Origin of the sequence: Streptomyces tyrfis, from assembly GCF_037034285.1 — a bacterium.
GTDB lineage: Bacteria > Actinomycetota > Actinomycetes > Streptomycetales > Streptomycetaceae > Streptomyces.
In genome coordinates this window covers 106643-131251 of record NZ_JBAGJZ010000022.1, presented here as the reverse complement: position 1 = coordinate 131251, position 24609 = coordinate 106643, and the positions used below count along the sequence as shown (strand labels likewise).

The window sequence follows — 24609 nt, the reverse complement described above, 5'->3', positions numbered from 1 at the left end:
ATCACCTGCCTCTCTCGCACGTCAGGGACATCTCATGACCGATTCCGCGCCAGCGGCCCCCGCTCCGCCGAACCCCTCGACCGACCGCGTCTCGGACCGGTTCGTCTCCTACGTGCTCCATTTGTGCGAGACGACACGAACTCGTGCCGAGCTGCGCCGCGGCGTCGGCCTGCCAGTAGAGCGGTGCAACTACACACACCGCTACGTCGTTCCGTGGCTGCGCGACCACGACGACCAGGACTACGCCGATGTCCGGCGGGCGTACTACGCGGTGGCCGCGCTGATCGCCGCGCGGCCCCGTACGGTCCGTGAAGCCGCTCCGGACGAAAGCTTGCCCGTTCGGTGGTACGAACGCCCCAACCTGGGGGCTTCCCTCGGCCAAGGTGTCGCCAAAGGCGTTCTCAAGGCGAATTCCGCAGAGAGCGTCCTGCATCTGATGGCCCGGCAGAGCAGCGATGCAGTCCACCGCGGCTTGCCCGCTCTGGTGCAGCAGCTTCACAACGGCGGTATCGCGGTCGACTGGGCGGTTCTTCTGGAGGACATGGCCTGGTGGAACCGCAACCGTGATCGCATCGCCACCCGCTGGCTCGACAGCTACTTCCGCACCGCCACCGGTGAAACCGACCCCGCCGCCCCTGAGTCTGCCGAGGAGAACGACCGATGAGCCTCTACCTTGATCTGAGCGCCCTGCAGTCCGTGCCTGCAGCCAACCTCAACCGTGATGATCTTGGATCGCCGAAGCAGGTGCGCTACGGCAACACTTCTCGTATCCGGGTGTCCAGCCAGTCCTGGAAGCGGGCCATCCGGCTCGGCGTCGAACAGGATCTCGGGGAGAGGGCCGCCCGCACGCGGATGGTTCCGGTGAAGGTGCGGGAGGCATTGGCCAGGGTCGGCTGGCCGGACGACTTGGCCGCGTTCGCCGGAGCGCAGGTCGCCGCGAGCGCCGGGAAGAAGGGCATCGGCACGGAGAAGGAAGGCCACACCTCAGTACTGCTGTTCCTGCCGGAAGCCGCCATCGACGAGCTGGCCGCGGTGTGCACCAAGCACCGCGAAGCACTGGAACAGGCTCTGGGCAAGAAGAACCCCGGAAAGGTGTTGCCGCCCAGCGAGATCGAGGCGACCCTCAAGCGGCGCACCGCCTCCATCAGCTTGCTGGGCCGCATGCTCGCCGAACTCCCCGATGCCAACGTGGACGGAGCAGCCCAGGTCGCCCATGCTTTCACCACTCACGCCGCCGAACCGCAGCGTGACTACTTCACCGCTGTCGACGACTGGCTGGGTGAGGCCGAGACCGGCAGCGGTCACCTCGACACCGCCGAATTCAGCGCCGGCGTCTTCTACCGGTACGCGACTGTCAACGTCACCGACCTGCTGAAGAACCTGGAGGGCGACACAGAGGCCGCCCGGACCGTGCTCAGCTCCTTCGCCGGGCACTTCCTGCTTTCTCTCCCGCAGGCCAAGAAGAACAGCACCGCCCCGCACACGGTTCCGGATCTCGCCTATCTCGCCGTGCGGAAACACCGCCCTCTCTCCCTGGCCGCAGCTTTCGAGACCCCCGTCACCGGCGACCGGCAGGGCGGCTTCTCCCAGCCCTCCCGAAAGGCCCTCGACGTCTACGCCGGAAACATCAACCGCCTCACAGGCCCCAGCACCCACCGCTTCCACGGCCACACCACCATCGCCCCCGAGGAGAAGTACACCGGGATCGGCGACGCCCACGACTCCTACGCCCAGCTCATCGACACCGCTGTCGCGGCCGCCGTACCCCCCTCGGAGGGCGGGCAGTGAGCGGGCTGCTGATTCGGCTGGCCGGCCCCCTGCAGTCCTGGGGCGAACGGTCCGCGTTCTCCTGGGAACGGGACACCGCGCCCTTCCCGACCCGCTCCGCGCTTGTCGGAATGTTCGCCGCAGCCGAGGGAATCAGCCGTGACGACGCCGACCTCGAGAAGTACCACGAACTGCGGATCACCGTACGCGTGGACCGGCCGGGCAACCGGCTCATCGACTACCACACCGTCGGCGGCGGCTTCCCCAAGGACCGCACCGCTGCCACCAGCGGAGGCAGCAACAAAGGAGCCGCCGTCGTCACCAACCGGCACTACCTCGCCGACGCCGTGTTCGTCGTTGCCGTCAGCGCAACGAACGAGACCGTAGAACGCCTCGCGGATGCCCTGAGCCACCCCTGCTGGGCGCCATACCTGGGCCGCCGCTCGTGCCCGCCCGATGAGCCGTTCCTCCTGCGTCGCTGCGTCGACGATCCCGAAGAGGAACTTCGTACCCGGGTCCCGCTCAGCCGGACTGCACCGCTGCAGCAAAGCGCAGGCACTCCACTTGCCGTGGAATTCCTCTGGGAACAAGCTCCGCCTCGCAGCGGGAAAGCCGCCGCCCCCCTCGGCGTCATCGAGGTGAACGACGAGCCCGTGAACTTCGCTCAGCACGGCCGCCGCTACGCCGGCCGCCGTCTCTACCGCACCATCGAGTCAGTTCCCCGCGACCTGGCCGGCCCGCAAGAAGCGCTGATGTCGCGTCTGATCGACTACGCACACGCCGAGGAACTCGCATGAACGACCACCCGGTGATCGCACGCATCCGTCTCAACCCCTACAGCCGCGAGGTCCAAAGGGATCTACGCGATGCCGCTGAGATGCACCGCACCATCATGCGAATGGTCCCCGACGGCCTCGGCGAGTGTCCCCGCCGCCAGGCCGGGCTTCTGTACCGCATCGACGAAACCGACACCGCCAGCACCCTCCTGGTCCAAGCCCACCAGCTCGATCCCGCCCGCTTGCCCGCTGAATACGGACAAGCGGACATCAAGAGCCTCGCTCCGATGTTCACCGCACTACGCAACGGAATCGCTGTCCGCTACCGCATTGTCCTCACCCCCTCCAAGCGAGAACGGCTCTCCCTGAACGAGAAGGGGAAACGTGGGCGAATCGTCCCGCTCGCAGGCGCTGACGCCGACCAGTGGTGGCTACGACGAGCCGGTGAAGCTGGCCTGCAACTACACGTCCTGACCCCCACCAGCCTGCAGCCCGCCCGCTCTCGTCAGGAAGATGCACGCCGCATACGACACAACTTGATCCGCTACGACGGCCACGCCACCGTCACCGACCCCGATGCCCTCCGTACAGCCATCCTTCACGGCATCGGACGCGGCAAGCCATACGGCGCGGGCCTGCTCAGCCTCTCCCCGGTACGAACGCCGTGAGCGCGCCACGACGGGGCGACGACGTACGCAGACGCCTCGCCGCGCCCACCCTGGCCATGCTGCCCCGCGTAGCGGACTCTCTGTCGTTCCTCTACCTCGACATGGTCCGGGTGGTGCAGGACGACACTGGGGTATGCGCCCAGATCAAAGTCGACGAGCACCGCACCGATCTCGTCTACATCCCGACAGCCGCCCTGTCCTGTCTGCTCTTGGGTCCAGGAGTGTCCGTCACCACACCGGCCCTGACCACGCTCGCCCGCCACGGCACCAGCGTCGTCTGCGTCGGAGCAGGCGGCGTACGGGCCTACGCCGGAATCCTCCCGGACTCCCTCACCACCCACTGGCTGGAACAGCAGGTCAATTGCTGGTCCGAACCCACCCGCCGCCTTGAGATCGCTGTCCGCATGTACGGCATGCGGTTCCCGGACACCGAGCTTCCGCAGCCCGTCACTCTGGACCAGCTGCGCGGCTTGGAAGGTCAGCGCATGAAGGCGTTCTACAAGATCCTTGCCCAACAGCACGGCATCGGACGCTTCCGCCGTAACTACCGCCCAGACCAGTGGCATTCCCAGGACCCGGTCAACCTCGCGCTGTCAGCAGCGAACACCTGCCTTTACGGCATCGTCCACGCAGCCCTGCTCGCCCTCGGCCTCTCCCCAGCCCTCGGATTCGTCCACGCTGGCACCCAGCACGCCTTCGTCTACGACATCGCAGACCTCTACAAGGCCGAGACCACTCTCCCCCTCGCTTTCGCCCTCCATGACTCCGCCAACCCCGAGCAGGAAGCCCGGCGCCGCTTCCGCGAAGACCTCCGGCTCCTGCGCCTACTCCCCCGCATCGTTCGCGACGTCCAAACCCTGCTCACGACGCGCCAGACCGACATGACCGCAGACGCAGTCGATGAGGAAGAACACCCCGAACGACGCGATGTCCAGATGGTCCATCTCTGGGACCCCAAGACGGGAGCACTCCCCGCCGGCGTCAACTACGCAGACGGAGGAGAGTAATGCCCTCCATGGTCGTAATCGCTACCACGGCCGTCCCCGACCACCTGCGCGGTGCCCTCAGCCGATGGACCAGCGAAGTCGTCCCCGGGATCTTCGTCGGCAGCGTCTCCGCCCGCGTCCGCGACGAGCTCTGGCACGCCGTTAGCAACACTGTCGGTAACGGCGCCGCCGTCCTTGTTCACCCAGCCCCCACGGAGCAGGGATACGCCATACGCACCGCCGGCACCCGCCGCCGGGCCCCTATCGATCTCGACGGACTCACCCTCATCCGCATGACAGCGGCACCAAAAGTCAAGGAAGTGCAAAGCCCTCCCTAGTGCGCAGGTCAGAAAGGGTCCTTCCCGCCGACGCGGGGGTGTTCCGTGTCCCGCGCCGACTGGGCGGTGATCGACGCGGTCCTTCCCGCCGACGCGGGGGTGTTCCGTCGAATCCGCCGGTGATGGGCTGCTCGGTCATGTCCTTCCCGCCGACGCGGGGGTGTTCCGGTGGCCAAGGATCTGCGGTGGGCCGCCCTCGGGTCCTTCCCGCCGACGCGGGGGTGTTCCGTCGATCCAGGCCCGCTCTTCGGACAGCGGCTTGTCCTTCCCGCCGACGCGGGGGTGTTCCGAAGAAGACCAAGAAGCAGGACACCCCCGAAACGTCCTTCCCGCCGACGCGGGGGTGTTCCGCTCCACGGCCTGGCCCTGACCCTCGCGATCGTGTCCTTCCCGCCGACGCGGGGGTGTTCCGCGGGAGGTTGATCTTCGTCAGTCCGGGGTCGAGTCCTTCCCGCCGACGCGGGGGTGTTCCGTCGCTCCAGTCGTTGAGTTGGTGACAACCGGCGTCCTTCCCGCCGACGCGGGGGTGTTCCGAACGCGCGGGCCCTGGCCCGTGCGGGTGCCTTGTCCTTCCCGCCGACGCGGGGGTGTTCCGGAGCGGATGAAGCGGGCGCCGAAGAAGATGACGTCCTTCCCGCCGACGCGGGGGTGTTCCGCGCATGAGGCTGGTGCATCCCGGTCCAAGTGGGTCCTTCCCGCCGACGCGGGGGTGTTCCGCCACCTTCTCACGGAGGCCGGCCAACACCCCAGTCCTTCCCGCCGACGCGGGGGTGTTCCGCACTGGAACCGCCCGTGGTTGGAAGGGGTCGGGTCCTTCCCACCGACGCGGGGGTGTTCCGGTGGCGCCCGCCACCTCGAAGGTGAACTGGTTGTCCTTCCCGCCGACGCGGGGGTGTTCCGAACCCGAACCGGCGGCTGACCATGCAGCACATGTCCTTCCCGCCGACGCGGGGGTGTTCCGCTCGTCGAGGTCGGACAGGCGCTCTCCGGGGAGTCCTTCCCGCCGACGCGGGGGTGTTCCGTCCTCTTCCTCCGACTATCGCGGAGAAAGAGGGTCCTTCCCGCCGACGCGGGGGTGTTCCGTCAGCAGGCCGTCCGGGCACAGCGGCCTTGGCGTCCTTCCCGCCGACGCGGGGGTGTTCCGTCGTACTCGGTGCCGCGGTAGGGGCGGCGGTCGTCCTTCCCGCCGACGCGGGGGTGTTCCGTCACAGGAGCCCCAGACGGCCTCACGGCGCGTGTCCTTCCCGCCGACGCGGGGGTGTTCCGCCATCGACCGCGCCCCCGTCGACCGCGTCCACGTCCTTCCCGCCGACGCGGGGGTGTTCCGACAGAGAAGATCCACCGCCAGCCCGGAAGCGGGTCCTTCCCGCCGACGCGGGGGTGTTCCGATCTGGCTCTGCCCGGTCTGCTCCGCAACCATGTCCTTCCCGCCGACGCGGGGGTGTTCCGCCACGTCTACCCGCTCGGGCTGGACGGGCTGAGTCCTTCCCGCCGACGCGGGGGTGTTCCGGCCGACTGGGCGGTCATCGACGCGTGGATGGCGTCCTTCCCGCCGACGCGGGGGTGTTCCGGACGGCAAGGCGGGCGATGCGCCGGGGACGGGGTCCTTCCCGCCGACGCGGGGGTGTTCCGCCGCACGCGGCCGGCGCAGACGTTCGGCTTGCGTCCTTCCCGCCGACGCGGGGGTGTTCCGATCCTGCGCTGGTCCCCGCTGGTCCTGGCCGCGTCCTTCCCGCCGACGCGGGGGTGTTCCGTGGGCGCGGGTGATGGTCATGTCCGGGTGCTCGTCCTTCCCGCCGACGCGGGGGTGTTCCGCCAGGGCATCTCCGATGCCGTCGGGGAGGAGAGTCCTTCCCGCCGACGCGGGGGTGTTCCGCTTCGGCGAGAGCTGGGAGAGCGTCATGCGCCGTCCTTCCCGCCGACGCGGGGGTGTTCCGTCGCGCAGGCCACGGCCCCGGTAGGCGACCCCGTCCTTCCCGCCGACGCGGGGGTGTTCCGCCTCCTTGACGAGAATTACCGTACGTCAAGGCGTCCTTCCCGCCGACGCGGGGGTGTTCCGATGGTGTCCGGATCCACGGGGAGGCTGTGTGCGTCCTTCCCGCCGACGCGGGGGTGTTCCGTCGCTTGCCCAACCGGCTGCCTCACGCTTGCCGTCCTTCCCGCCGACGCGGGGGTGTTCCGCCGTCCAGGCGGTCCTGGAAAGGCCCGACCCGGTCCTTCCCGCCGACGCGGGGGTGTTCCGCAGCCGGAGATGAATACGCGCAGCGGTGGAGCGTCCTTCCCGCCGACGCGGGGGTGTTCCGGAGATGCCGGGGCTCGACGCCCCGGCCCCGCCGTCCTTCCCGCCGACGCGGGGGTGTTCCGAAGATCCTCGGCGGTCTCTTCGTCGGGCTCACGTCCTTCCCGCCGACGCGGGGGTGTTCCGGTGCGACGCGGGTCCGACTCCTCCATGGTCGGGTCCTTCCCGCCGACGCGGGGGTGTTCCAGGCGGACGCACAGGTCGAGTACCGGCTGCGCGAGTCCTTCCCGCCGACGCGGGGGTGTTCCGCAGCGGAGGCCGCCGGGGGTGTCGGGTGCGCCGTCCTTCCCGCCGACGCGGGGGTGTTCCGTCCTCTTCTCGGGTCGGTGGGTCGGTGTCAGGGTCCTTCCCGCCGACGCGGGGGTGTTCCGAACCGCCACCCCTCCGGGTCCCCGTAGATCCAGTCCTTCCCGCCGACGCGGGGGTGTTCCGCGGGGCGAAGAGGTCGCCGACGTCCTCGCCGAGTCCTTCCCGCCGACGCGGGGGTGTTCCGTGCTTCTCGTAGACGGCCGGGGCGTACCGCACGTCCTTCCCGCCGACGCGGGGGTGTTCCGCTGACGTACCTCCACAAGGTGCCCGGCCTGGTGTCCTTCCCGCCGACGCGGGGGTGTTCCGCTGGCGGCCCTCTTCGCGGCGTACCAGAAGCAGTCCTTCCCGCCGACGCGGGGGTGTTCCGTCACAGAGGCCCCATGGGGCCTGTGCGTGCCGGTCCTTCCCGCCGACGCGGGGGTGTTCCGGGGAGGTCGGGGACCAGCCTGAGCCTCGATTCGTCCTTCCCGCCGGCGCGGGGGTGTTCCGCGGACCGATTCGGCCCGGTGGCCTTTGCCGAACTTGACGGTGGCCTCCAGGAGCACGGGCATGAGGAGCTGCGCGCTTCGCCGCTGCGCTGGAGCTGTTCCCATGTCCAGCAGGAGATCGAGCCGGGCGATTTGACCGCCTCAGCCTCTGTGGCGGGCCACGCGGCACTACCGTCCAGCGGCCCGGCGGTAGCCGAGTTGGTTCCACACAGGCAGAGCCGCACACATGCTGCCCTTGCCATCGGATTCTTCGCGGCTCGGCATGCCGAGGTCCGTCAAGGGCCGCGTGCTGGTGACGACGTCGACACGGTGGGACCGGGCGTAAGAGGCCAGCGCGAGGGAGAGTTTCGTTTCGGCCATCCCGTGCACGGCTGCGGCCAGGTGGTGCAGCAGCCCTGGGGTCACCCGCACCCGTCCCTGGAGGAGGCGGAGGTTGGCGGCCCCGTGCTCGGCCTCCAGCCGGATCGAGTGCTCGCGGTCCGGTTTCTCGACCAGTCGCCGCATCCGTCGCACTGGGCCTTCGCCCGAGCAGACGATCACACCGAAGTGGCGCGCCGCGTCCGTGTCGAACGGTGTGGCGAGCACCGCAGGGGTTCCCGGTGAGGTCGCTGTGGCGAGGGCGAGCAGCGCCGCGTGCGTCGGGTCGACGTTGTCAGCGAAGACCACGTAGAACTCCCTGGTGCGCAGGTGTTCGGCACCGTTCAGTACGGATGTGACATCGGCGTATCTGCCGTGCTGGGCGATGAAGTCGAGCTGGAGGGCTTCGGCGGGCGGTGGCTGCTCCAGAGGCTGGTTGGTGAGTGTCTGGTAGCGAGCCAGGGCCCCGGGGGCAAGGACCTGACGGGTCCATTCGATCAGGGGCGTGTAGTACGGGTGGTGGATCACTACAGCGTGGCGGCTCCCGGTGGCGGCGGCTTCGTCGAGGATGTGGGCGAGTCCCGGTCGGCCGCGGACCGGGCGCAGTTCCTTGGGCAGGTACGGGGACCAGGAACCTACCCGCGTTCCGAGTCCTCCTGCGGCGATCACGACGGGCGGCACCCCAGAGGGTGACGGCTGTTTCATCGTTCTCCCCTTCGAACCGGGTCCGCGGGCGATAGCGTCGGCGGATGCACACACGCGTGACGGGCATCGTCATCGAGGACGGCAGGGTTCTGCTGCTGAACCAGGACACGGACGGTCCCAGGAGCTGGTCCTTGCCCGGGGGCAAGGTCGAGGACGGCGAGACGCTGGAAGAGGCGTTGGTCAGGGAGATGCGGGAGGAGACCGGCGCCGAGGTGGAGGTGGGCCGGTTGCTGTACCTGTGCGACAACGCGGGTGCTCACGTCGTTCACATCACCTTCGAGGCCCGCCTTGTCGGCGGGGAGATCGGGGTCGTCGAGGAGGGCGCGGACAGTCGGCCGATTCGGGGCGTCGAGTTCGTGGCGCTGGACGACTTGCCCGCTCTGGGATTCAGTGACCTGTTCGTGAAGCTGTGCCGGGACGAGTTCCCGGGCGCCGGGTCGTACATGGGGCCGAAGTCCGCTATCGGTCTATGAGCCCAGCGTGCTGAGCAGCAGGCGGTCGAGCCCGCCCGGCGTGGTTCGTGCGGAGTTGTCGACGGCGTCGGTCCAGCGGTTGATCCGGTGTGCCAGCTCCCATGCCCCGAGCCGGGCGGCGTCCGTGGTGCGGGGGTCGCGCACCAGGCGGATGCCGACGCCTCGCGAGGAGCCCAGCAGATAGCGAGAGCGGATGGCCGTCACTGCCTCTTCGGTGCTCGGGGTGTTCCAGGCCGCTCCGAACAAGTACCGCTGGACAGGCTGCGCTTCAGTTTGTTCGGGGCCGTCGGCGCACCAGATCTGTACGTTGCCGATCGCGTGGTGGATCTCGCGGTCTCCCAGCCCGGGTTCCGCGACGGAGCACGCGTCGCCTACGAAGTAGTCAGCGTTGTGCGCGCGGGCTCCCTTCGTCGCACGCAGCGCTTCGGCACGGGTGGGCAGGCGTGCTCCGGACCATGCGGCCATGAGCGCCGCCCCGATCCAGGTGACCCAGTAGGCGGGGTGCGCCTCGTATCCGCGGCTGACCCGCCATCGCCGGTCGGCGGGTTCGTAGTGGAGGCGTCCGCCGCGCTCGTAAGGCATCGGGCAGGCGAACAGGTGGTTTCCGTGGCGGGAGTTCGGCGCGCCGCCCGCGTGCAGCATGGTCAGGAACTCGGCCATTTCCGCGTTGGTGACCAGCAGGTTGCGCCACTGGACGTCCTCGGCCTGGCGGTATGCCGGTTCGGGTGTCCTCTGGCGGGCCGGTTCCGGCCGGACTCGGCGGCTGGGCCGGGCTGTGGGCTCGTGTACCTCGTACAGGTCGTCGCCGGTGAGCCAGTGGGCTACCGTCGCCGTGGTTTCGGATGCGAGCGACTGCCGGGCCCGGCTGAGGGTGGTGGTGACCGACGCGGTGACCAGTTCTGCCGTTTTCTGGGTGACTTCGGCGTTGAAGAGCCGTGACCTCTCCCCACCGAAGGCCAGTGCTTACCAGAACATCGACGATGTCGATCGCGTCAGCGCGAATGTGCGTTCGCAGGAGAGCGAACTCCTCTGGTTCGAGGAACACCTCGTCGTCCTCGGTGTCATTTGCCTTGGGCAGCTTGGTGTGTGCACAGGGGTTCGAGTCTCGCAGCGCCGGATCGGCATCGACGGCCGACTGAAGGATGCCGAAGAGCAGCCCGTGCAAGTTGGCGATCGTCTTCCGTGCATAGGCGCGGCGCTTGGTTCCCGGCGGGTGGAAGGGTCCGGGCTTCCCGTCCTTGAGATCCAGAATCCACTGGCTGACGTGATCATGAGTGATCTTGGGACCCCGATCCGACACTGACAGCTCGCCGAACCAAGGGATCATGTGGCGGTCGATGAATCGGGTGTAGTTGATTCGCGTGTGGTCCGATATGTCAGTCAACAGGGCCACATGGGCGTGGGCGTACACCCGGAACCAGTGCGATTCCGGCACGGCTTCCTCGTCCGGCTCGCTGAATCCGACCCCCTTGATCCAGCCCGGCGGCCATTGCTGTCCGTGACCATTGACGAAATCGCAGAAACGTTTCTCGCCGCGCCCTCGTCATCGAAGGTCTCACGCTGAGTCTTGCCCGTTCGCGAACCGCCGGCCCGCCACATCACGGTGTAGGAGGGGTCACCGCTGATGCGCTCGTTGGTCCTGATGTATGCCATACGAAGGAGCCTACGGTGAGTCGGTGCAGCGTTTGTGCAGCGTTTGCTACCGTCCGAGTAGCCCCTTGAGGCCATTTCCGCAGGTCACGACGTTTCTGCTTGAGTGGGGCGGGTGGGACTCGAACCCACGGCCGACGGATTATGAGTCCGCTGCTCTAACCGGCTGAGCTACCGCCCCTTTTCGGCGTGGCGCGTACAAGTGTGCGCGCCGTCTGCCGCAGCATAGCCGGTCATACGATCTCTCGCTCCGGATGGTCGGCTTCGCACGACCATGAAGACCCCGGCACCCCCTTGCCGGGTTCCGGATGGGGCGAAGTACACGCGAAAGAGTCACCTACGCCCCATCCGCACCACCGGGTCGCGGCGCGGCCGGTCGGGCGCCGGCCCGGGCGTGGGCGGGCGAGACCCGGACGCGGGCATGCGAAAAAGGACCCCGCAGGGTCCTCTTCCGATCTGCTCCCCCGACTGGACTCGAACCAGTAACCCTCCGGTTAACAGCCGAATGCTCTGCCAATTGAGCTACAGGGGATCGCGCTCCCCCGACTGGACTCGAACCAGTAACCTGCCGGTTAACAGCCGGCTGCTCTGCCAATTGAGCTACAGGGGATTGGCACATCTGCACCGAGCTCCCGCCCTCCTGGCTACTGCCGGGCGGCGCGCGCTCGCTGCGACACATACATTAGCGCAAGCAGGGGGGTGCTTTGCCAATCGGTATCCCCCGGGGTGATCTCGGGTGCCCGCGGGTAAGCGGGCAGCACACGTCGCACGGAGCGGCGCACTGAGCAAGGAAGGGTGGCAGCCATGCGGTACCGGCTCACGTTCATCGCCGGACTGGCCCTGGGGTACGTGATCGGGACCCGGGCCGGGCGCGAGCGTTACGAGCAGCTGAAGAAGTCCGCGCGCCAGTTCGCCCAGAACCCGGCCGTGCGCAACACCGCCGAGTCCGCGGCGCGCAGCGGCCGCGATCTGGCGGGCCGGGCCTGCCACACGGTGAGCGGCAAGATCGAGGAGAAGGCGCCCGCCTCGGTGACCGCCCGGGTGCGCTCGCTGCGGAACCGGGGCCGGGCGCGGAACGGCGAGGACGACTGGGGCACCTCGAACACGTGAGGGCCGGAGCCCGGCCCGCCGGGACGGCGGCGGCGGCGCGCGGGCCCAGCGTACGGCGGCGGCGCGCGGGCTCCCGGGACGGCGGCGGCGCTTGAGCGGGGCGGTTCCCGGCGCCGCCGTGCCGGCGGTACGGAGAGGGGCCCGCGGTGCGGCAGAATCGTGTGCATGGGGATAGTCGCCGGCTTGGACAGCTCTTCCGCCTTCACTCAGATCGTCGTCTGCGACACGGACACGGGCGCGGTGCTGCGCCGGGGTTACGCCGCCCACCCCGTCGAACCGAAGGCCACCGAGGTCGACCCGCAGGCGTGGTTGCTCTCGCTCGGCGAGGCGGCCGGCGGCGGGCTGCTCGAAGGCGTGCAGGCCATCGGCGTCTCCGCGCAGCAGCACGGCCTGGTTCCCCTGGACCACCAGGGCGCGCCCGTGCGGCCGGCGCTGGTCGGCAACGACAAGCGGGCGCAGGCCGCCGCGGCGGATCTGATCGACCTGCTGGGCGGGCGCGGGGCGTGGGCCGACGCGGTCGGGATGGTCCCGCAGGCCACGCAGCCGGTGGCGAAGCTGCGCTGGCTGGCCCGGAACGAGCCGGAGGCGGCCCGGCGGGTGGCCGCGGTGCTCCAGCCGCACGACTGGCTGGTGTGGCAGCTGCTGGGGCGTCCGGCCCGGCGGACCACCGACCGGGGCGCGGCGTCCGGCACCGGCTACTGGTCGGCGGCCACCGGTTCCTACCGGCCGGATCTGGTGGAGCTGGCGCTCGGTCAGCAGGCCGGGCTGCCGGAGGTGCTCGGCCCCTCCGACACCGCCGGAACGACGCCCGAGGGGCTGCTGATCTCGGCGGGCACGGGCGAGACGATGGCGGCGGCGTTCGGGCTCGGACTCGGGACGGGCGACGCGGTGGTGTCGCTGGGGGCCTCTGGTTCGGTGATGGCGGTGCACCACGAGGCGCTGTCCGACCCGAACGGGATGATCACCTCGCTCGCGGACGCGACCGGGATGCATCTGCCGGTGGTGTACACGTCGAACGCGGTACGGGCCCTGCGCGGGACCGCCGAGATGGTGGGCGCGGAGGGGCTGGAGGAGCTGTCGGCGCTGGCGCTGAAGTCGACGCCGGGCGCGTCCGGGCTGGTGCTGCTGCCGTATCTGGAGGGTGAGCGCACCCCGCATCTGCCGCACACGGCGGGAACGCTGTGCGGGCTGCGGCGCGAGTCGATGAAGCCGGAGCATCTGGCGCGGGCGGCGTTCGAGGGGATGCTGTGCTCGCTGGCCGACGCGCTCGACGTGCTGCGCGGCCGGGGCGTCGAGGTGCGGCGGGTGTTCCTGCTGGGCGCGGCGGCCGAGCTGCCTGCCGTGCAGGCGGTGGCACCCGCGCTGTTCGGCACGCAGGTGGTCGTCCCGCAGCCGGCCGAGTACGCGGCGCTGGGCGCGGCCCGGCAGGCTGCCTGGGCGCTGGGGGTCTCGCAGGGCACCGCCGATCCGCGCACTCCCCCGGCCTGGCAGGGCGCGGCCGCGCAGGTGCTGGAACCCGGCGAGGACCTGGCGGTCGGCCAGGCGGTGCGCCAGCAGTACGTGGCGACGCGGGACCAGATCCACCCGGGGGCGTTCGCTCCGGCGACCTGATCCGCGTCCTGATCCGGCCCCCGTGGGGCACCGCGCATCGCGACGCGCGAGCGAACGGGCGGGCGAGCGGGCGGGCGAACAGCTGGACGCGCGGCGCGGCGCGGCACGCCTCGCTCAGCGGCACGGGCACGGCGCGGCACGCCTCGCTCAGCGGCACGGGCGCGGCGCAACACGCCCGCACGAGCGGCAGGCGCGCGGGGACGGCACGGCGCTCCTCACGGACGGCACGGCGCGGCGCGCGGGCGGCACAACACGCCTCGCGGACGGCGCGCGGGCGCCGCACGGGACGGCGTGACCGAGTACATGTGACGGAGCCCCTTCCACTACACATGTACTCGGTCTGTTTTTTTACCCGGTCTTGAGCAAAACCGTTCGCGGCCTCACTGCGGGGTACCGGAAAATGGGTCGCCTCCCGACCTCCGCCGACTCCGAGAGACACGCGTGCTCATAAAACTCCTGCGGGCCCATCTCGGCCCGTACAAGAAACCCATCCTGCTGCTGGTACTGCTGCAGTTCCTGCAGACCTGCGCCACCCTCTACCTGCCCACCCTGAACGCCGACATCATCGACAGCGGTGTCGTGAAGGGGGACACGGGCTACATCCTGGAGTTCGGCGGCATCATGATCGCCGTCAGCATCGTCCAGGTCGCCTGCAACATCGGCGCGGTCTACCACGGCGCACGCACCGCCGCCGCCCTCGGGCGCGACGTGCGGGCGTCGATCTTCGACCGGGTCCAGTCGTTCTCCGCGCGGGAGGTCGGGCGGTTCGGCGCGCCCTCGCTGATCACCCGTACCACCAACGACGTCCAGCAGGTCCAGATGCTGGTGCTGATGACGTTCACGCTGATGGTGTCGGCGCCGATCATGTGCGTCGGCGGCGTGGTCCTGGCGCTGGGCCAGGACGTCCCGCTGTCGTCGGTGCTGCTCGCGGTGGTGCCGGTGCTCGGCATCGCGGTGGGTCTGATCGTCAAGCGGATGCGCCCTCTCTTCCGCACCATGCAGGAGCGGGTCGACACCGTGAACCGGGTGCTGCGCGAGCAGATCACCGGCAACCGGGTCATCCGCGCCTTCGTCCGCGACGGCTACGAGGAGAAGCGGTTCCGCGGCGCCAACGACGAGCTGACGGACGTGGCGCTGTCCACCGGCCGGCTGATGGCGCTGATGTTCCCGACCGTGATGACGGTGGTGAACGTGTCGTCGATCGCCGTGGTCTGGTTCGGCGCCCACCGCATCGACAGCGGCGGCATGGAGATCGGCGCGCTGACCGCGTTCCTCGCCTATCTGATGCAGATCGTCATGTCGGTGATGATGGCCACCTTCATGTTCATGATGGTGCCGCGGGCCGAGGTGTGCGCCGAGCGCATCCAGGAGGTCCTGGAGACCGAGTCGAGCGTGGTGCCGCCGGTCGAGCCGGTCCGTGAGCTGCGCGCCCACGGCCATCTGGAGATCCGGGGCGCGGACTTCCGCTACCCGGGCGCCGAGGAACCGGTGCTGCGGGCGGTGGATCTGGTGGCCCGCCCCGGCGAGACCACCGCGATCATCGGGTCGACCGGCAGCGGGAAGTCGACGCTGCTCGGACTGGTGCCGCGCCTGTTCGACGTGACGGACGGCCAGGTGCTGGTCGACGGCACGGACGTGCGGACGCTGGACCCGGAGCTGCTGGCGGGGACGGTGGGTCTCGTCCCGCAGAAGCCGTATCTGTTCTCCGGGACGGTCGCGACGAATCTGCGGTACGGCAACCCGGACGCGACGGACGAGGAGCTGTGGCACGCGCTGGAGGTGGCGCAGGCCAAGGAGTTCGTCGAGGCGCTGGAGCATGGTCTGGACGCGCCGGTCTCGCAGGGCGGCACCAATGTCTCGGGCGGGCAGCGTCAGCGTCTGGCGATCGCCAGGACGCTGGTGCAGCGGCCGGAGATCTATCTCTTCGACGACTCGTTCTCGGCCCTCGACTACGCGACCGACGCCGCGCTGCGCACGGCGCTGGCCCGGGAGACGGCGGAGGCGACGGTGGTGATCGTGGCGCAGCGGGTGTCCACGATCCGCGACGCGGACCGGATCCTGGTGCTCGACGAGGGCCGGGTCGTCGGGTCCGGCACCCATCGCGAGCTGATGGACGGAAATGAGACGTACCGGGAGATCGTGCTCTCCCAGCTGACGGAAGCGGAGGCCGCGTAATGGCCGGGCCTGGCGGACGCATGATGGCGGGCGGCGCGCCGACCGACCGTTCCACGGACTTCAAGGGCTCGGCGAAGCGGCTGCTGAGACGTTTCGCCACGGAACGGTCCTCGCTCTACGCGATGCTGGCGGCCGGGGCGCTGAGCGTCGGCCTCTCGGTGGTGGGGCCGAAGATCCTCGGCCGGGCGACGGACCTGGTGTTCGCCGGGGTCATCGGCCGGCGAATGCCCGAGGGCGCCACGAAGGAGCAGGTCGTCGAGGGCCTGCACAAGTCCGACAGCGGGCTGGCCGACATGCTGTCCGGGGTGGACTTCGTCCCCGGTCGCGGCATCGACTTCGGCGCGGTCGGCGACGTGCTGCTGCTGGCGCTGGCGGTCTACGTCGTGGCCGGGCTGCTGATGCTGGTCTCGACCCGGCTGTCGATCCGGATCATCAACCGGGTCGTGTTCCGGCTGCGCGAGGACATCCAGACGAAGCTGTCGCGGCTGCCGCTGTCGTACTTCGACCAGTCGAAGCGCGGCGAGGTGCTCAGCCGGGCGACCAACGACATCGACAACATCTCGCAGACGATGCAGCAGACGATGGGTCAGCTCATCAACTCGCTGCTCACCATCGTCGGCGTGCTGGTCATGATGTTCTGGATCTCGCCGCTGCTGGCGCTGGTCGCGCTGGTGACGGTGCCGCTGTCGGTGATCGTGGCGACGAGGGTCGGCAAGCGCTCGCAGCCGCAGTTCGTGCAGCAGTGGAAGGTGACCGGCAAGCTCAACGCCCATATCGAGGAGATGTACACCGGGCACACCCTGGTGAAGGTCTTCGGGCGGCAGGAGGAGTCCGCGAAGGACTTCGCCGAGCAGAACGAGGCGCTGTACGAGGCCGGGTTCAAGGCGCAGTTCAACAGCGGGATCATGCAGCCGCTGATGATGTTCGTGTCGAACCTGAACTACGTGCTGATCGCGGTCGTCGGCGGTCTGCGGGTCGCCTCCGGTTCGCTGTCGATCGGTGACGTGCAGGCGTTCATCCAGTACTCGCGGCAGTTCTCGATGCCGCTGACCCAGGTCGCCTCGATGGCGAACCTGGTGCAGTCGGGCGTCGCGTCGGCCGAGCGGATCTTCGAGCTGCTGGACGCCGAGGAGCAGAGCCCCGACCCGGCGCCGGGCGAGGCCGAGCGGCCGAAGGAGCTGCGAGGCAGCGTCTCGCTGGAGAAGGTGTCGTTCCGTTACGACCCGGAGAAGCCGCTCATCGAGGACCTCTCGCTGAACGTCGAGCCGGGTCACACGGTCGCGATCGTCGGCCCGACCGGCGCCGGCAAGACCACCCTGGTCAACCTGCTGATGCGGTTCTACGAGGTGACGGGCGGCCGGATCACCCTCGACGGGGTCGACGTGGCGAAGATGTCGCGCGACGAACTGCGGTCGGGCATCGGCATGGTGCTCCAGGACACCTGGCTGTTCGGCGGGACGATAGCCGAGAACATCGCGTACGGCGCTTCGCGCGAGGTCGGCCGGGAGGAGATCGAGGAGGCGGCGAGGGCGGCCCACGCCGACCGCTTCATCCGCACCCTGCCGGACGGTTACGACACGGTGATCGACGACGAGGGCTCCGGCGTCAGCGCGGGCGAGAAGCAGCTGATCACCATCGCCCGGGCGTTCCTGTCCGACCCGGTGATCCTGGTGCTCGACGAGGCGACGAGCTCCGTCGACACCCGTACCGAGGTGCTGATCCAGAAGGCGATGGCGCGCCTGGCGCACGGGCGCACCAGCTTCGTGATCGCGCACCGGCTCTCCACCATCCGGGACGCCGACGTGATCCTGGTGATGGAGAACGGCTCGATCGTCGAGCAGGGCACGCACGAGGAGCTGCTGGCGGCCGGCGGCGCGTATGCCCGGCTGTACTCGGCGCAGTTCGCGCAGGCGGTCGCCGAGGTCGACTGACCCCCGGGGCGGCCGGGGCGACCAGGGCGGCTGAGGCGGCTGAGGCGGCTGAGGCGGCTGAGGCGGCTGAGGCGGCTGAGGCGGCTGAGGCGGCTGAGGCGGCTGAGGCGGCTGAGGCGGCTGAGGCATCGGACCACGGGCTGGTCCTGGTGGTCCGGTCCCGGTGGTCCGGGCGGGCGAGCGGGCGGGGACACGGTTCATGCCGGGTCCCCGCCCGCCGCGTTCCCGTCCGGCGCGTTCCCGGCCGTCAACCGTCGGCTATCAGCCGCCGGCCATCAGCCGTCAGTCGAGGTAGCCGCGGAGCTGTTCGGCGGAGGCGTGGTCGCGCAGCTTGCCGAGGGTCTTGGACTCGATCTGGCGGATGCGCTCACGCGTCACGCCGAAGATGCGGCCGATCTCCTCAAGGGTGCGGGGGCGGCCGTCGACCAGCCCGTAGCGCAGCTGGACCACCCTCCGTTCACGTTCCCCGAGCGTGGACAGCACCGCCTCCAGGTGCTCGCGCAGCAGCAGGAAGGCGGCCGACTCGACCGGGGAGGCGGCGTCCCCGTCCCAGATCAGGTCCCCGAGGGCGACGTCGTCCTCCTCGCCGACGGGGGCGTGCAGCGAGACGGGTTCCTGGGCCAGCCGGAGGACCTCGCCGACCCGCTCCGGGGTCAGGTCGAGTTCGTCGGCCACCTCCTCGGGGGTCGGCTCGCAGCCGCGTTCCTGGAGCATCCGACGCTGGACCCGGACGACCCGGTTGATGAGTTCGACGACATGGACCGGGACCCGGATGGTCCGCGCCTGGTCGGCGAGGGCGCGGGACATGGCCTGGCGGATCCACCAGGTCGCGTACGTGGAGAACTTGTAGCCCCGGGTGTAGTCGAACTTCTCGACGGCCCTGATCAGCCCGAGGTTGCCCTCCTGGACCAGGTCGAGCATGGTCAGCCCGCGGCCGACGTAGCGCTTGGCGACGGAGACGACGAGGCGAAGGTTGGCCTCGATGAGCCGGCGCTTGGCCATCCGGCCCATGACCACCAGCCGGTCCAGGTCGACGGCCAGCCGGGTGTCCGGGTCCGGGGCGCTCGCGAGCCGTTCCTCCGCGAAGAGGCCCGCCTCGATCCGGCGGGCGAGTTCCACCTCGTCGGCGGCGGTGAGCAGCGGGATGCGGCCGATCTCCCGCAGGTACTGGCGGAAGAGGTCGGCGGACGGCCCCGTGGCCTCCGCGCGCCCGCCCGGCTCCGGCGGTCCGGAGGGCTCCCGGGCCGGGGACGGCGCGTCCCCGTACGCCTCGGGCGGGTCGCCGGGGCCGGCCTCCTCGGGCGGGGTCCACGGCTCCGCCGCGCCCTCGGGGTGACGCATGGCCCGGTCCTGCGCGGGGATGGCCGAGACGGGCTCGGTTGTGGTCACGGTCCGGGTCTGCACGGGGGCGACCTCCAGGTGATCGCTGCCGGACCGCGGGGACGGGACCACCGCAGGGTGGACCGGCCGCGCTCCGATGACTCAGGCACCGCCCCCAGTGTGGGGTAAGACGCGTCGTCGCCACGAGGGGCGTGCGGGGACTTTCTGAGTCCGGTCCGTGACCGTACGGTTACGCGAACCATGCGCGGGCGGGGCGGTGGGCCGCCTCACGGGCGCAGCGAAACGGGCCGCCGGGCACGACCGCGACGGGACGGAGCGCTTCGGGACGGGGCACAACCGCGACGGGACGAGGCGGGCGCGTCGAGGCAGGGCGCGGCCCCGCCCGTCCGTACCCAGCGGGCGCCGGGTCAGAGCGCGGCGGCGCCGTGGTTGCGCAGGGACTCGGCGTACTGCTGGAGGACCCAGACCTCGTTCTGCGCGGCCGCCAGCTGCTCGGGGGCCACATGGCTGCCGAGGCGGGCCAGACTGCCCTGGACCTCGCCGATCCGGCGGTCGACGGCGCGCAGCCGGACCTGGACCAGCTGCATGCCCGCGTAGGTCTCGTCGATGGTCTTGCCGTGGAAGACCTCCACCGCCAGCTCGGTGACGAGATTGCGCACGGTGTCGTCGGGGGCGGCGTCCAGCACCCGGGCCAGGTACTCGCGGGTGTCCGGGACGCCCGTCTCGGCGCCGCCCGCCTCCGCGACGCACTGGCGGACCGCGGCGTACGGCGGGGCGGTGAACTCGTCGCTGCCGTAGGCGTCGAAGGCCGGGGAGACCAGCTCGGGCTTCTGGAGGGCCAGCTTCAGCAGCTCCCGCTCGGTGCGGTGGGCGGGGCTGCGCAGGTGCAGGGCGGGGCCCGGGGGTGCGGCGGGCGCCTGGATCTGCTGGTGCCGGGGGCCGCCGGGACCGCCGGGGCGGGCGGACGCCGGGGCGGGGCCGCGCCGGTCGCCGCGCTCGCGGGCCCAGCGGGCGAGCTGGGCGACCCGCTTGACGACGAACTGGGTGTCCAGGATGCCGAGCATCCCGGCCAGCTGGACGGCGACCTCGTGCTGGGAGGAGCTGTTCTTGATCCGGGCGACGACGGGCGCCGCCTCGTCGAGCGCGGCCCCGCGCCCGGCCGGGGTCTCCAGGTCGTAGCGGCCCACGATCTGGCGGAGCGCGAACTCGAAGAGCGGCGTGCGGGGTTCGACCAGATCGCGGACGGCCTCGTCGCCCTTGACCAGGCGCAGGTCGCACGGGTCCATGTTGTCCGGCGCGATCGCGATGTACGTCTCGGCGGCGAACTTCTGGTCGTCCTCGAAGGCGCGCAGCGCGGCCTTCTGACCGGCGGCGTCGCCGTCGAAGGTGAAGATCACCCGGGCGCTGCCGTTGTCCATCAGCAGCCGCCGCAGGATCTTGATGTGGTCCCCGCCGAAGGCCGTGCCGCAGGTGGCGATGGCGGTGGTGATCCCGGCGAGGTGGCAGGCCATGACGTCGGTGTAGCCCTCGACGACGACGGCCCGGCTGGCCTTCGCGATCTCCTTCTTCGCCAGGTCGATGCCGTAGAGCACCTGGGACTTCTTGTAGATCGGGGTCTCGGGGGTGTTGAGGTACTTCGGCCCGTTGTCGTCCTCGCGCAGCTTGCGGGCGCCGAAGCCGACGACGTCGCCGGAGGTGTCGCTGATCGGCCACATGAGCCGGCCGCGGAAGCGGTCGATGGGGCCGCGCCGGCCGTCCTGGGAGAGGCCGGAGGTGATCAGCTCGCGGTCGGTGAAGCCCTTGCCGCGCAGATAGCGGGTGAGGTGGTCCCAGCCGACCGGGCTGTAGCCGATGCCGAAGTGGACGGCGGCGGCCTGGTCGAAGCCGCGGTCGGCGAGGAACTTCCGGCCGATCTCGGCCTCCGGGCCGTTCAGCTGCTCGCGGTAGAAATCGGCGGCCGCCTTGTGCGCCTCGACCAGCCGGATCCGCTCCCCGCGCTGGTGGGAGGGGTTGTAGCCGCCCTCCTCGTAGCGCAGGGTGATGCCCGCCTTGGCGGCGAGCCGCTCGACCGTCTCGGAGAACGAGAGGTGGTCGATCTTCATCACGAAGGCGATCGTGTCGCCGCCCTCCTGGCAGCCGAAGCAGTGGAAGAGACCCTTGCTCGGACTGACCTGGAAGGAGGGGGACTTCTCGTCGTGGAACGGGCAGAGGCCCTTCAGGTTGCCGCCGCCGGCGTTGCGCAGCTGGAGATACTCGGATACGACGGCGTCGATCGGGACCGCGTCCCGTACCGCCTTCACGTCCTCGTCATTGATCCTGCCTGCCACGGGTGAATTCTACGGTCGGGGTGGGACAGTCCTGCCGCGCCCGCCGCTGTGATCCGCAAGACCCCCGCGGCGGGGAGCCGCGCGCCCCGGCAGAAGGGGCCTTCGGCCGGGCGGGAGCCGCCTGCGGGCGCGGGACGGGCCGGCCGGGCGGCGGCGGTCCCGCCCGGTCCGGTGCGGTGCCGGCGTGCCCGGCGCCGGGCGGCCCCGGCCGGTCCCAGGTCCGGGAAGCACGACGTCCCGGACCGGGCGGGCCGGCGGGCTCAGCCCAGGGAGGCCAGCGGCACGGACGGGTCGGCCAGCGCGTCCGGGTCGGTCTGCCGTCCGGACCGGATCAGCTGCTGCACGCTCTCGGTGACGTCCCACACATTGACGTTCATCCCGGCCAGCACCCGCTGGTCCTTCAGCCAGAAGGCGATGAACTCGCGTTTTCCCGCGTCGCCCCGGATGACCACCTGGTCGTAGCTGCCGGGCGGCGCCCAGCCGGAGTATTCGAGGCCCAGGTCGTACTGGTCGGAGAAGAAGTACGGCACCCGGTCGTAGCTCACCTCCTGACCGAGCATGGCGCGGGCCGCGGCCGGGCCGGTGTTCAGCGCGTTCGCCCAGTGCTCCACGCGCAGTCGGCCGCCGAGCAGCGGATGGGCCACGTTGGCGACGTCCCCGGCGGCGTAGATGTTCGGGTCGCTGGTGCGCAGGGAGGCGTCGACCGCGATGCCGCCGCCGTCCTTGCGCGCGGCCATGGCGAGCCCGGCGGTCTCGGCGAGATGGGTGCGCGGGGCGGCGCCGATCGCGGCGAGCACGTCGTGGGCGGGGTGCTCCTCGCCGTCGTCGGTGCGGACGGCGAGGACGAGGCCGTCCTGGCCGACGATCTCGGTGAGGCGGGCGCCGAAGCGGAAGCGGACGCCGTGGTCCCGGTGCAGCTCGGTGAAGATCTGGCCCAGCTCGGGGCCGACGACCTGGTGCAGCGGGGTGGGCTCCGGCTCGACGACGGTGACCTCCGCCCCGTAGCCGCGCGCCGCGGCGGCGACCTCCAGGCCGATCCAGCCGGCCCCGGCGATCACCAGATGGCCGTTGTCGCGGCCGAGCGAGGTCAGCACGTTGCGCAGCCGGTCGGCGTGGGCGAGCCGGCGCAGATGGTGGACGCCGACCAGATCCGTGCCCGGAACGGGAAGGCGGCGCGGCTCGGCCCCGGTGGCGAGCAGCAGCTTGTCGTAGTGGACGACGGTGCCGTCGCCGAGGCGCACGGAGCGGTCCACCCGGTCGAGGGCGGTGACGGTCTGGCCCAGGTGGAGCTCGATCTCGGCGCCCGCGTACCAGGCGGTCTCGTGGACGAAGACGCTGTCCCGGGTCTCCTTGCCGGACAGATAGCCCTTGGAGAGCGGAGGCCGCTCGTAGGGATGGTCGCGTTCGTCGCCGAGCAGGATCACCCGGCCGCTGAAGCCCTCCGCGCGGAGGGTCTCGGCCGCCTTCGCTCCGGCCAGCCCTCCGCCGACGATGACGAAGGTCTGATGTGCGTCGACCACTTGTTGCCTCCTCGATGCTCGCTTTCGCGGGGCCCGAATGCGAGCGTCCCGCACCCGGCGTTGAGGCGAAAGAGGGTGTCCTCCGATCAGGTCACGCACGGTGCGTGGCCGGGGCCCGCGGAACCGTGCGTGACCGGCCGGAGGGGGCGGCGCCCTCGGCCGGACGGGGGTCAGCGGCGAGGGGCGGTGAGCGCCTCGTGCAGGGAGCGCGCCGAGGCGTCGGTCAGGGCGGCGATCTGGTCGACGAGGACCCGTTTGCGGGCCCGGTCGTCGGGGGCGGCGTCGAACAGGGCGCGGAACTGCGGCTCCAGCCCCTCGGGGGCGCGGGCGGTGAGCGCGGCGGCGAGCTCCGCGATGACGACCCGCTGCTCGGCGCGGATCGCCTCCTGCTCGGCGCGCTGCATGACGTAGCGGTTCGCGACCGCCTTGAGCACGGCGCACTCGTTGCGCACCTCGCGGGGGACGACGAGCGCGGCGGCGTACCGGCCGAGCCGCCCCGTGCCGTACGCGCGCCGGGTGGCGCTCTCGGCGGCGAGGCAGAAGCGGCCGATCAGCTGGCTCGTCGCGTCCTTCAGCCGGGCCTGGGCGACGGCGGATCCGTCGTAGCCGTGCGGCCACCAGTCCTGGCCGATGAGCCGGTCCAGGGCCTCGGCCAGTTCCTCCGGGGCGGTGTCCGCCGGGACGTAGCGGCCGATGGCGACCGCCCAGATCTCCTCACGCTCGGGCTCGGCGTACAGGCAGTTGGGGTCGATGTGCCCGGCGTGCAGCCCGTCCTCGAAGTCGTGCACCGAGTACGCGACGTCGTCGGACCAGTCCATGACCTGGGCCTCGAAGCAGGTGCGGCCCGCCGGGGCGCCGTGGCGGGCCCAGGCGAAGACGGGCAGGTCGTCCTCGTAGACCCCGAATTTCGGGGAGCCGGGGTCGCCGGGCCGTCCGCCGCGCGGCCACGGGTACTTGGTGGCGGCGTCCAGGGAGGCGCGGGTCAGGTTGAGCCCGACGCTGACCAGGGCCCCGGTCCGGGTGTCGGGCACGAACCGCTTCGGTTCCAGCCTGGTGAGCAGGCGCAGCGACTGGGCGTTGCCCTCGAAGCCGCCGCAGTCCGAGGCGAAGTCGTTGAGCGCCTGTTCCCCGTTGTGCCCGAAGGGCGGGTGTCCGAGGTCGTGGGCGAGGCAGGCCGTCTCGACGAGATCGGGGTCGCAGCCGAGCGCCGCGCCGAGCTCGCGGCCGACCTGGGCGCACTCCAGGGAGTGGGTGAGCCGGGTCCGGGGGCTGGCGTCCCAGGCCCGGCTGCGGGTGCCCGGGGTGACGACCTGGGTCTTCCCGGCGAGCCGGCGCAGGGCGGCGGAGTGCAGCACCCGGGCGCGGTCGCGCTGGAACGCGGTGCGGCCGGGGCGCTTGTCCGGCTCGGTGTCCCAGCGCTCGGCGTCGGCGGCGCGGTAGGGGGCCGGCCCGGTGCCGTGCGCGCCCGGCCGGCCGTACGGTCCGTACGCGCCCGGGGCGCCGGGGGTCTCCGGCGCGGGGTCCCCGGCGTCCGGGCAGTCCGCGTCGTCCGTGCCGCCCGTACGGCCCGTCACATCCGCGCCGTCCGCGCGTCCTGTCGCGTCCGGGCCGTGCGCACGCCGCGTCGCGTCCGGGCCGTGCGCGCCTTTCGTGCGATCCATCGCGTTCGCGTGGTCCGTGCCGCCCTGGCCGCCCTTGCCGTCTTTGCCGCTCATGCTTCCGACACTAAGGGCTGTCCCGACCGACAACGCGGGGAGACGATCCGGCGCTCCGGAGGG

18 protein-coding genes, 3 tRNA genes and 1 CRISPR repeat array are annotated in these 24609 nt (G+C 70.9%); of the genes, 12 read left to right on the top strand and 9 right to left on the bottom strand.

Annotated features, from left to right (window positions below):
* Positions 1 to 34 precede the first annotated feature (34 nt).
* The 6 genes from casB to cas2e are packed head-to-tail and all read left to right on the top strand — an operon-like array spanning position 35 to position 4535.
* Complete coding sequence (gene casB, locus WA762_RS18845; protein WP_335937024.1) at positions 35 to 664, top strand: type I-E CRISPR-associated protein Cse2/CasB; 630 nt, start codon at positions 35 to 37, stop codon at positions 662 to 664.
* Complete coding sequence (gene cas7e / locus WA762_RS18840) at positions 661 to 1788, top strand: type I-E CRISPR-associated protein Cas7/Cse4/CasC (RefSeq protein ID WP_335937023.1); 1128 nt, start codon at positions 661 to 663, stop codon at positions 1786 to 1788. The genes casB and cas7e overlap by 4 nt, the downstream gene beginning before the upstream one ends.
* Positions 1785 to 2564, top strand: a complete 780-nt coding sequence (cas5e, locus tag WA762_RS18835) for a type I-E CRISPR-associated protein Cas5/CasD (RefSeq protein ID WP_335937022.1) — start codon at positions 1785 to 1787, stop codon at positions 2562 to 2564. The genes cas7e and cas5e overlap by 4 nt, the downstream gene beginning before the upstream one ends.
* A complete protein-coding gene (gene cas6e / locus WA762_RS18830; RefSeq protein WP_335937021.1) occupies positions 2561 to 3211 on the top strand; it encodes a type I-E CRISPR-associated protein Cas6/Cse3/CasE in 651 nt (216 codons plus the stop codon). Before cas5e ends, cas6e begins: the two co-directional genes overlap by 4 nt.
* A 56-nt stretch (positions 3212 to 3267) precedes the next feature.
* Complete coding sequence (cas1e, locus tag WA762_RS18825; protein ID WP_335937034.1) at positions 3268 to 4218, top strand: type I-E CRISPR-associated endonuclease Cas1e; 951 nt, start codon at positions 3268 to 3270, stop codon at positions 4216 to 4218.
* Positions 4218 to 4535 (top strand): type I-E CRISPR-associated endoribonuclease Cas2e, encoded by a 318-nt coding sequence (gene cas2e / locus WA762_RS18820; RefSeq protein ID WP_335937020.1) that lies wholly within the window; start codon positions 4218 to 4220, stop codon positions 4533 to 4535. The genes cas1e and cas2e overlap by 1 nt, the downstream gene beginning before the upstream one ends.
* Positions 4536 to 4552: 17 nt before the next feature.
* Positions 4553 to 7632: a CRISPR direct-repeat array (repeat unit 29 nt; unit sequence GTCCTTCCCGCCGACGCGGGGGTGTTCCG).
* A 167-nt stretch (positions 7633 to 7799) separates the two neighbouring features.
* On the opposite strand, the gene WA762_RS18815 is transcribed toward cas2e, so the two are convergent.
* Positions 7800 to 8693 (bottom strand): sugar phosphate nucleotidyltransferase, encoded by an 894-nt coding sequence (locus tag WA762_RS18815; RefSeq protein ID WP_335937019.1) that lies wholly within the window; start codon positions 8691 to 8693, stop codon positions 7800 to 7802.
* 44 nt (positions 8694 to 8737) lie between these two features.
* Between WA762_RS18815 and WA762_RS18810 the strand changes: the two genes are divergently transcribed.
* Positions 8738 to 9166, top strand: coding sequence for an NUDIX hydrolase (locus WA762_RS18810; protein WP_335937018.1), 429 nt, complete (start codon positions 8738 to 8740; stop codon positions 9164 to 9166).
* Here WA762_RS18810 and WA762_RS18805 read toward each other — a convergent pair.
* Positions 9161 to 9844: an SUMF1/EgtB/PvdO family nonheme iron enzyme gene (locus WA762_RS18805; RefSeq protein WP_335937033.1), complete on the bottom strand. Its 684-nt coding sequence runs from the start codon at positions 9842 to 9844 to the stop codon at positions 9161 to 9163. The genes WA762_RS18810 and WA762_RS18805 overlap by 6 nt on opposite strands.
* 199 nt (positions 9845 to 10043) lie before the next feature.
* Between WA762_RS18805 and WA762_RS18800 the strand changes: the two genes are divergently transcribed.
* Positions 10044 to 10469, top strand: a complete 426-nt coding sequence (locus tag WA762_RS18800; protein WP_335937016.1) for a hypothetical protein — start codon at positions 10044 to 10046, stop codon at positions 10467 to 10469.
* Positions 10470 to 10923: 454 nt separating this feature from the next.
* Here the strand turns inward: WA762_RS18800 and WA762_RS18795 are convergent.
* The 3 genes from WA762_RS18795 to WA762_RS18785 all read right to left on the bottom strand — a co-directional run bounded on the left by WA762_RS18795 (position 10924) and on the right by WA762_RS18785 (position 11426).
* Positions 10924 to 10997 (bottom strand) — tRNA-Ile (locus WA762_RS18795).
* Between the two features lie 278 nt (positions 10998 to 11275).
* Positions 11276 to 11348, bottom strand: a tRNA-Asn gene (locus WA762_RS18790).
* 5 nt (positions 11349 to 11353) lie between these two features.
* Positions 11354 to 11426: transfer RNA gene (locus WA762_RS18785), tRNA-Asn, on the bottom strand.
* Positions 11427 to 11620: 194 nt separating this feature from the next.
* Between WA762_RS18785 and WA762_RS18780 the strand changes: the two genes are divergently transcribed.
* The 4 genes from WA762_RS18780 (at position 11621) to WA762_RS18765 (ending at position 17643) form a co-directional block, all read left to right on the top strand.
* Entirely contained in the window at positions 11621 to 11926 is a 306-nt protein-coding gene (locus WA762_RS18780; RefSeq protein ID WP_335937032.1) for a YtxH domain-containing protein, read from the top strand.
* A gap of 165 nt (positions 11927 to 12091) precedes the next feature.
* Positions 12092 to 13537, top strand: coding sequence for an FGGY family carbohydrate kinase (locus WA762_RS18775; RefSeq protein ID WP_335937014.1), 1446 nt, complete (start codon positions 12092 to 12094; stop codon positions 13535 to 13537).
* A 441-nt stretch (positions 13538 to 13978) separates the two neighbouring features.
* On the top strand, positions 13979 to 15712 hold the full coding sequence (locus WA762_RS18770) for an ABC transporter ATP-binding protein (RefSeq protein WP_335937013.1): 1734 nt from the start codon (positions 13979 to 13981) through the stop codon (positions 15710 to 15712).
* Positions 15712 to 17643, top strand: a complete 1932-nt coding sequence (locus WA762_RS18765; protein WP_335937011.1) for an ABC transporter ATP-binding protein — start codon at positions 15712 to 15714, stop codon at positions 17641 to 17643. The genes WA762_RS18770 and WA762_RS18765 overlap by 1 nt, the downstream gene beginning before the upstream one ends.
* Positions 17644 to 17925: 282 nt before the next feature.
* On the opposite strand, the gene WA762_RS18760 is transcribed toward WA762_RS18765, so the two are convergent.
* From WA762_RS18760 to WA762_RS18745, 4 genes are all read right to left on the bottom strand, one after another.
* Positions 17926 to 19047, bottom strand: coding sequence for an RNA polymerase sigma factor (locus WA762_RS18760; protein ID WP_443080625.1), 1122 nt, complete (start codon positions 19045 to 19047; stop codon positions 17926 to 17928).
* Between the two features lie 344 nt (positions 19048 to 19391).
* Entirely contained in the window at positions 19392 to 21311 is a 1920-nt protein-coding gene (dnaG, locus tag WA762_RS18755; RefSeq protein ID WP_335937009.1) for a DNA primase, read from the bottom strand.
* Between the two features lie 260 nt (positions 21312 to 21571).
* Positions 21572 to 22831 (bottom strand): NAD(P)/FAD-dependent oxidoreductase, encoded by a 1260-nt coding sequence (locus WA762_RS18750; RefSeq protein ID WP_335937007.1) that lies wholly within the window; start codon positions 22829 to 22831, stop codon positions 21572 to 21574.
* 170 nt (positions 22832 to 23001) lie between these two features.
* Positions 23002 to 24405: a deoxyguanosinetriphosphate triphosphohydrolase gene (locus WA762_RS18745; protein ID WP_443080627.1), complete on the bottom strand. Its 1404-nt coding sequence runs from the start codon at positions 24403 to 24405 to the stop codon at positions 23002 to 23004.
* Positions 24406 to 24609 lie beyond the last annotated feature (204 nt).

What these genes read in the sequence shown, in the direction of transcription:
- casB (WP_335937024.1), top strand. Translation starts at nt 35, where the DNA reads ATGACCGATTCCGCGCCAGCGGCCCCCGCTCCGCCGAACCCCTCGACC.
- WA762_RS18815 (WP_335937019.1), bottom strand. Translation starts at nt 8,693, where the DNA reads ATGAAACAGCCGTCACCCTCTGGGGTGCCGCCCGTCGTGATCGCCGCA.
- cas6e (WP_335937021.1), top strand. Translation starts at nt 2,561, where the DNA reads ATGAACGACCACCCGGTGATCGCACGCATCCGTCTCAACCCCTACAGC.
- WA762_RS18780 (WP_335937032.1), top strand. Translation starts at nt 11,621, where the DNA reads ATGCGGTACCGGCTCACGTTCATCGCCGGACTGGCCCTGGGGTACGTG.
- cas2e (WP_335937020.1), top strand. Translation starts at nt 4,218, where the DNA reads ATGCCCTCCATGGTCGTAATCGCTACCACGGCCGTCCCCGACCACCTG.
- cas7e (WP_335937023.1), top strand. Translation starts at nt 661, where the DNA reads ATGAGCCTCTACCTTGATCTGAGCGCCCTGCAGTCCGTGCCTGCAGCC.
- WA762_RS18765 (WP_335937011.1), top strand. Translation starts at nt 15,712, where the DNA reads ATGGCCGGGCCTGGCGGACGCATGATGGCGGGCGGCGCGCCGACCGAC.
- cas1e (WP_335937034.1), top strand. Translation starts at nt 3,268, where the DNA reads ATGCTGCCCCGCGTAGCGGACTCTCTGTCGTTCCTCTACCTCGACATG.
- WA762_RS18810 (WP_335937018.1), top strand. Translation starts at nt 8,738, where the DNA reads ATGCACACACGCGTGACGGGCATCGTCATCGAGGACGGCAGGGTTCTG.
- WA762_RS18775 (WP_335937014.1), top strand. Translation starts at nt 12,092, where the DNA reads ATGGGGATAGTCGCCGGCTTGGACAGCTCTTCCGCCTTCACTCAGATC.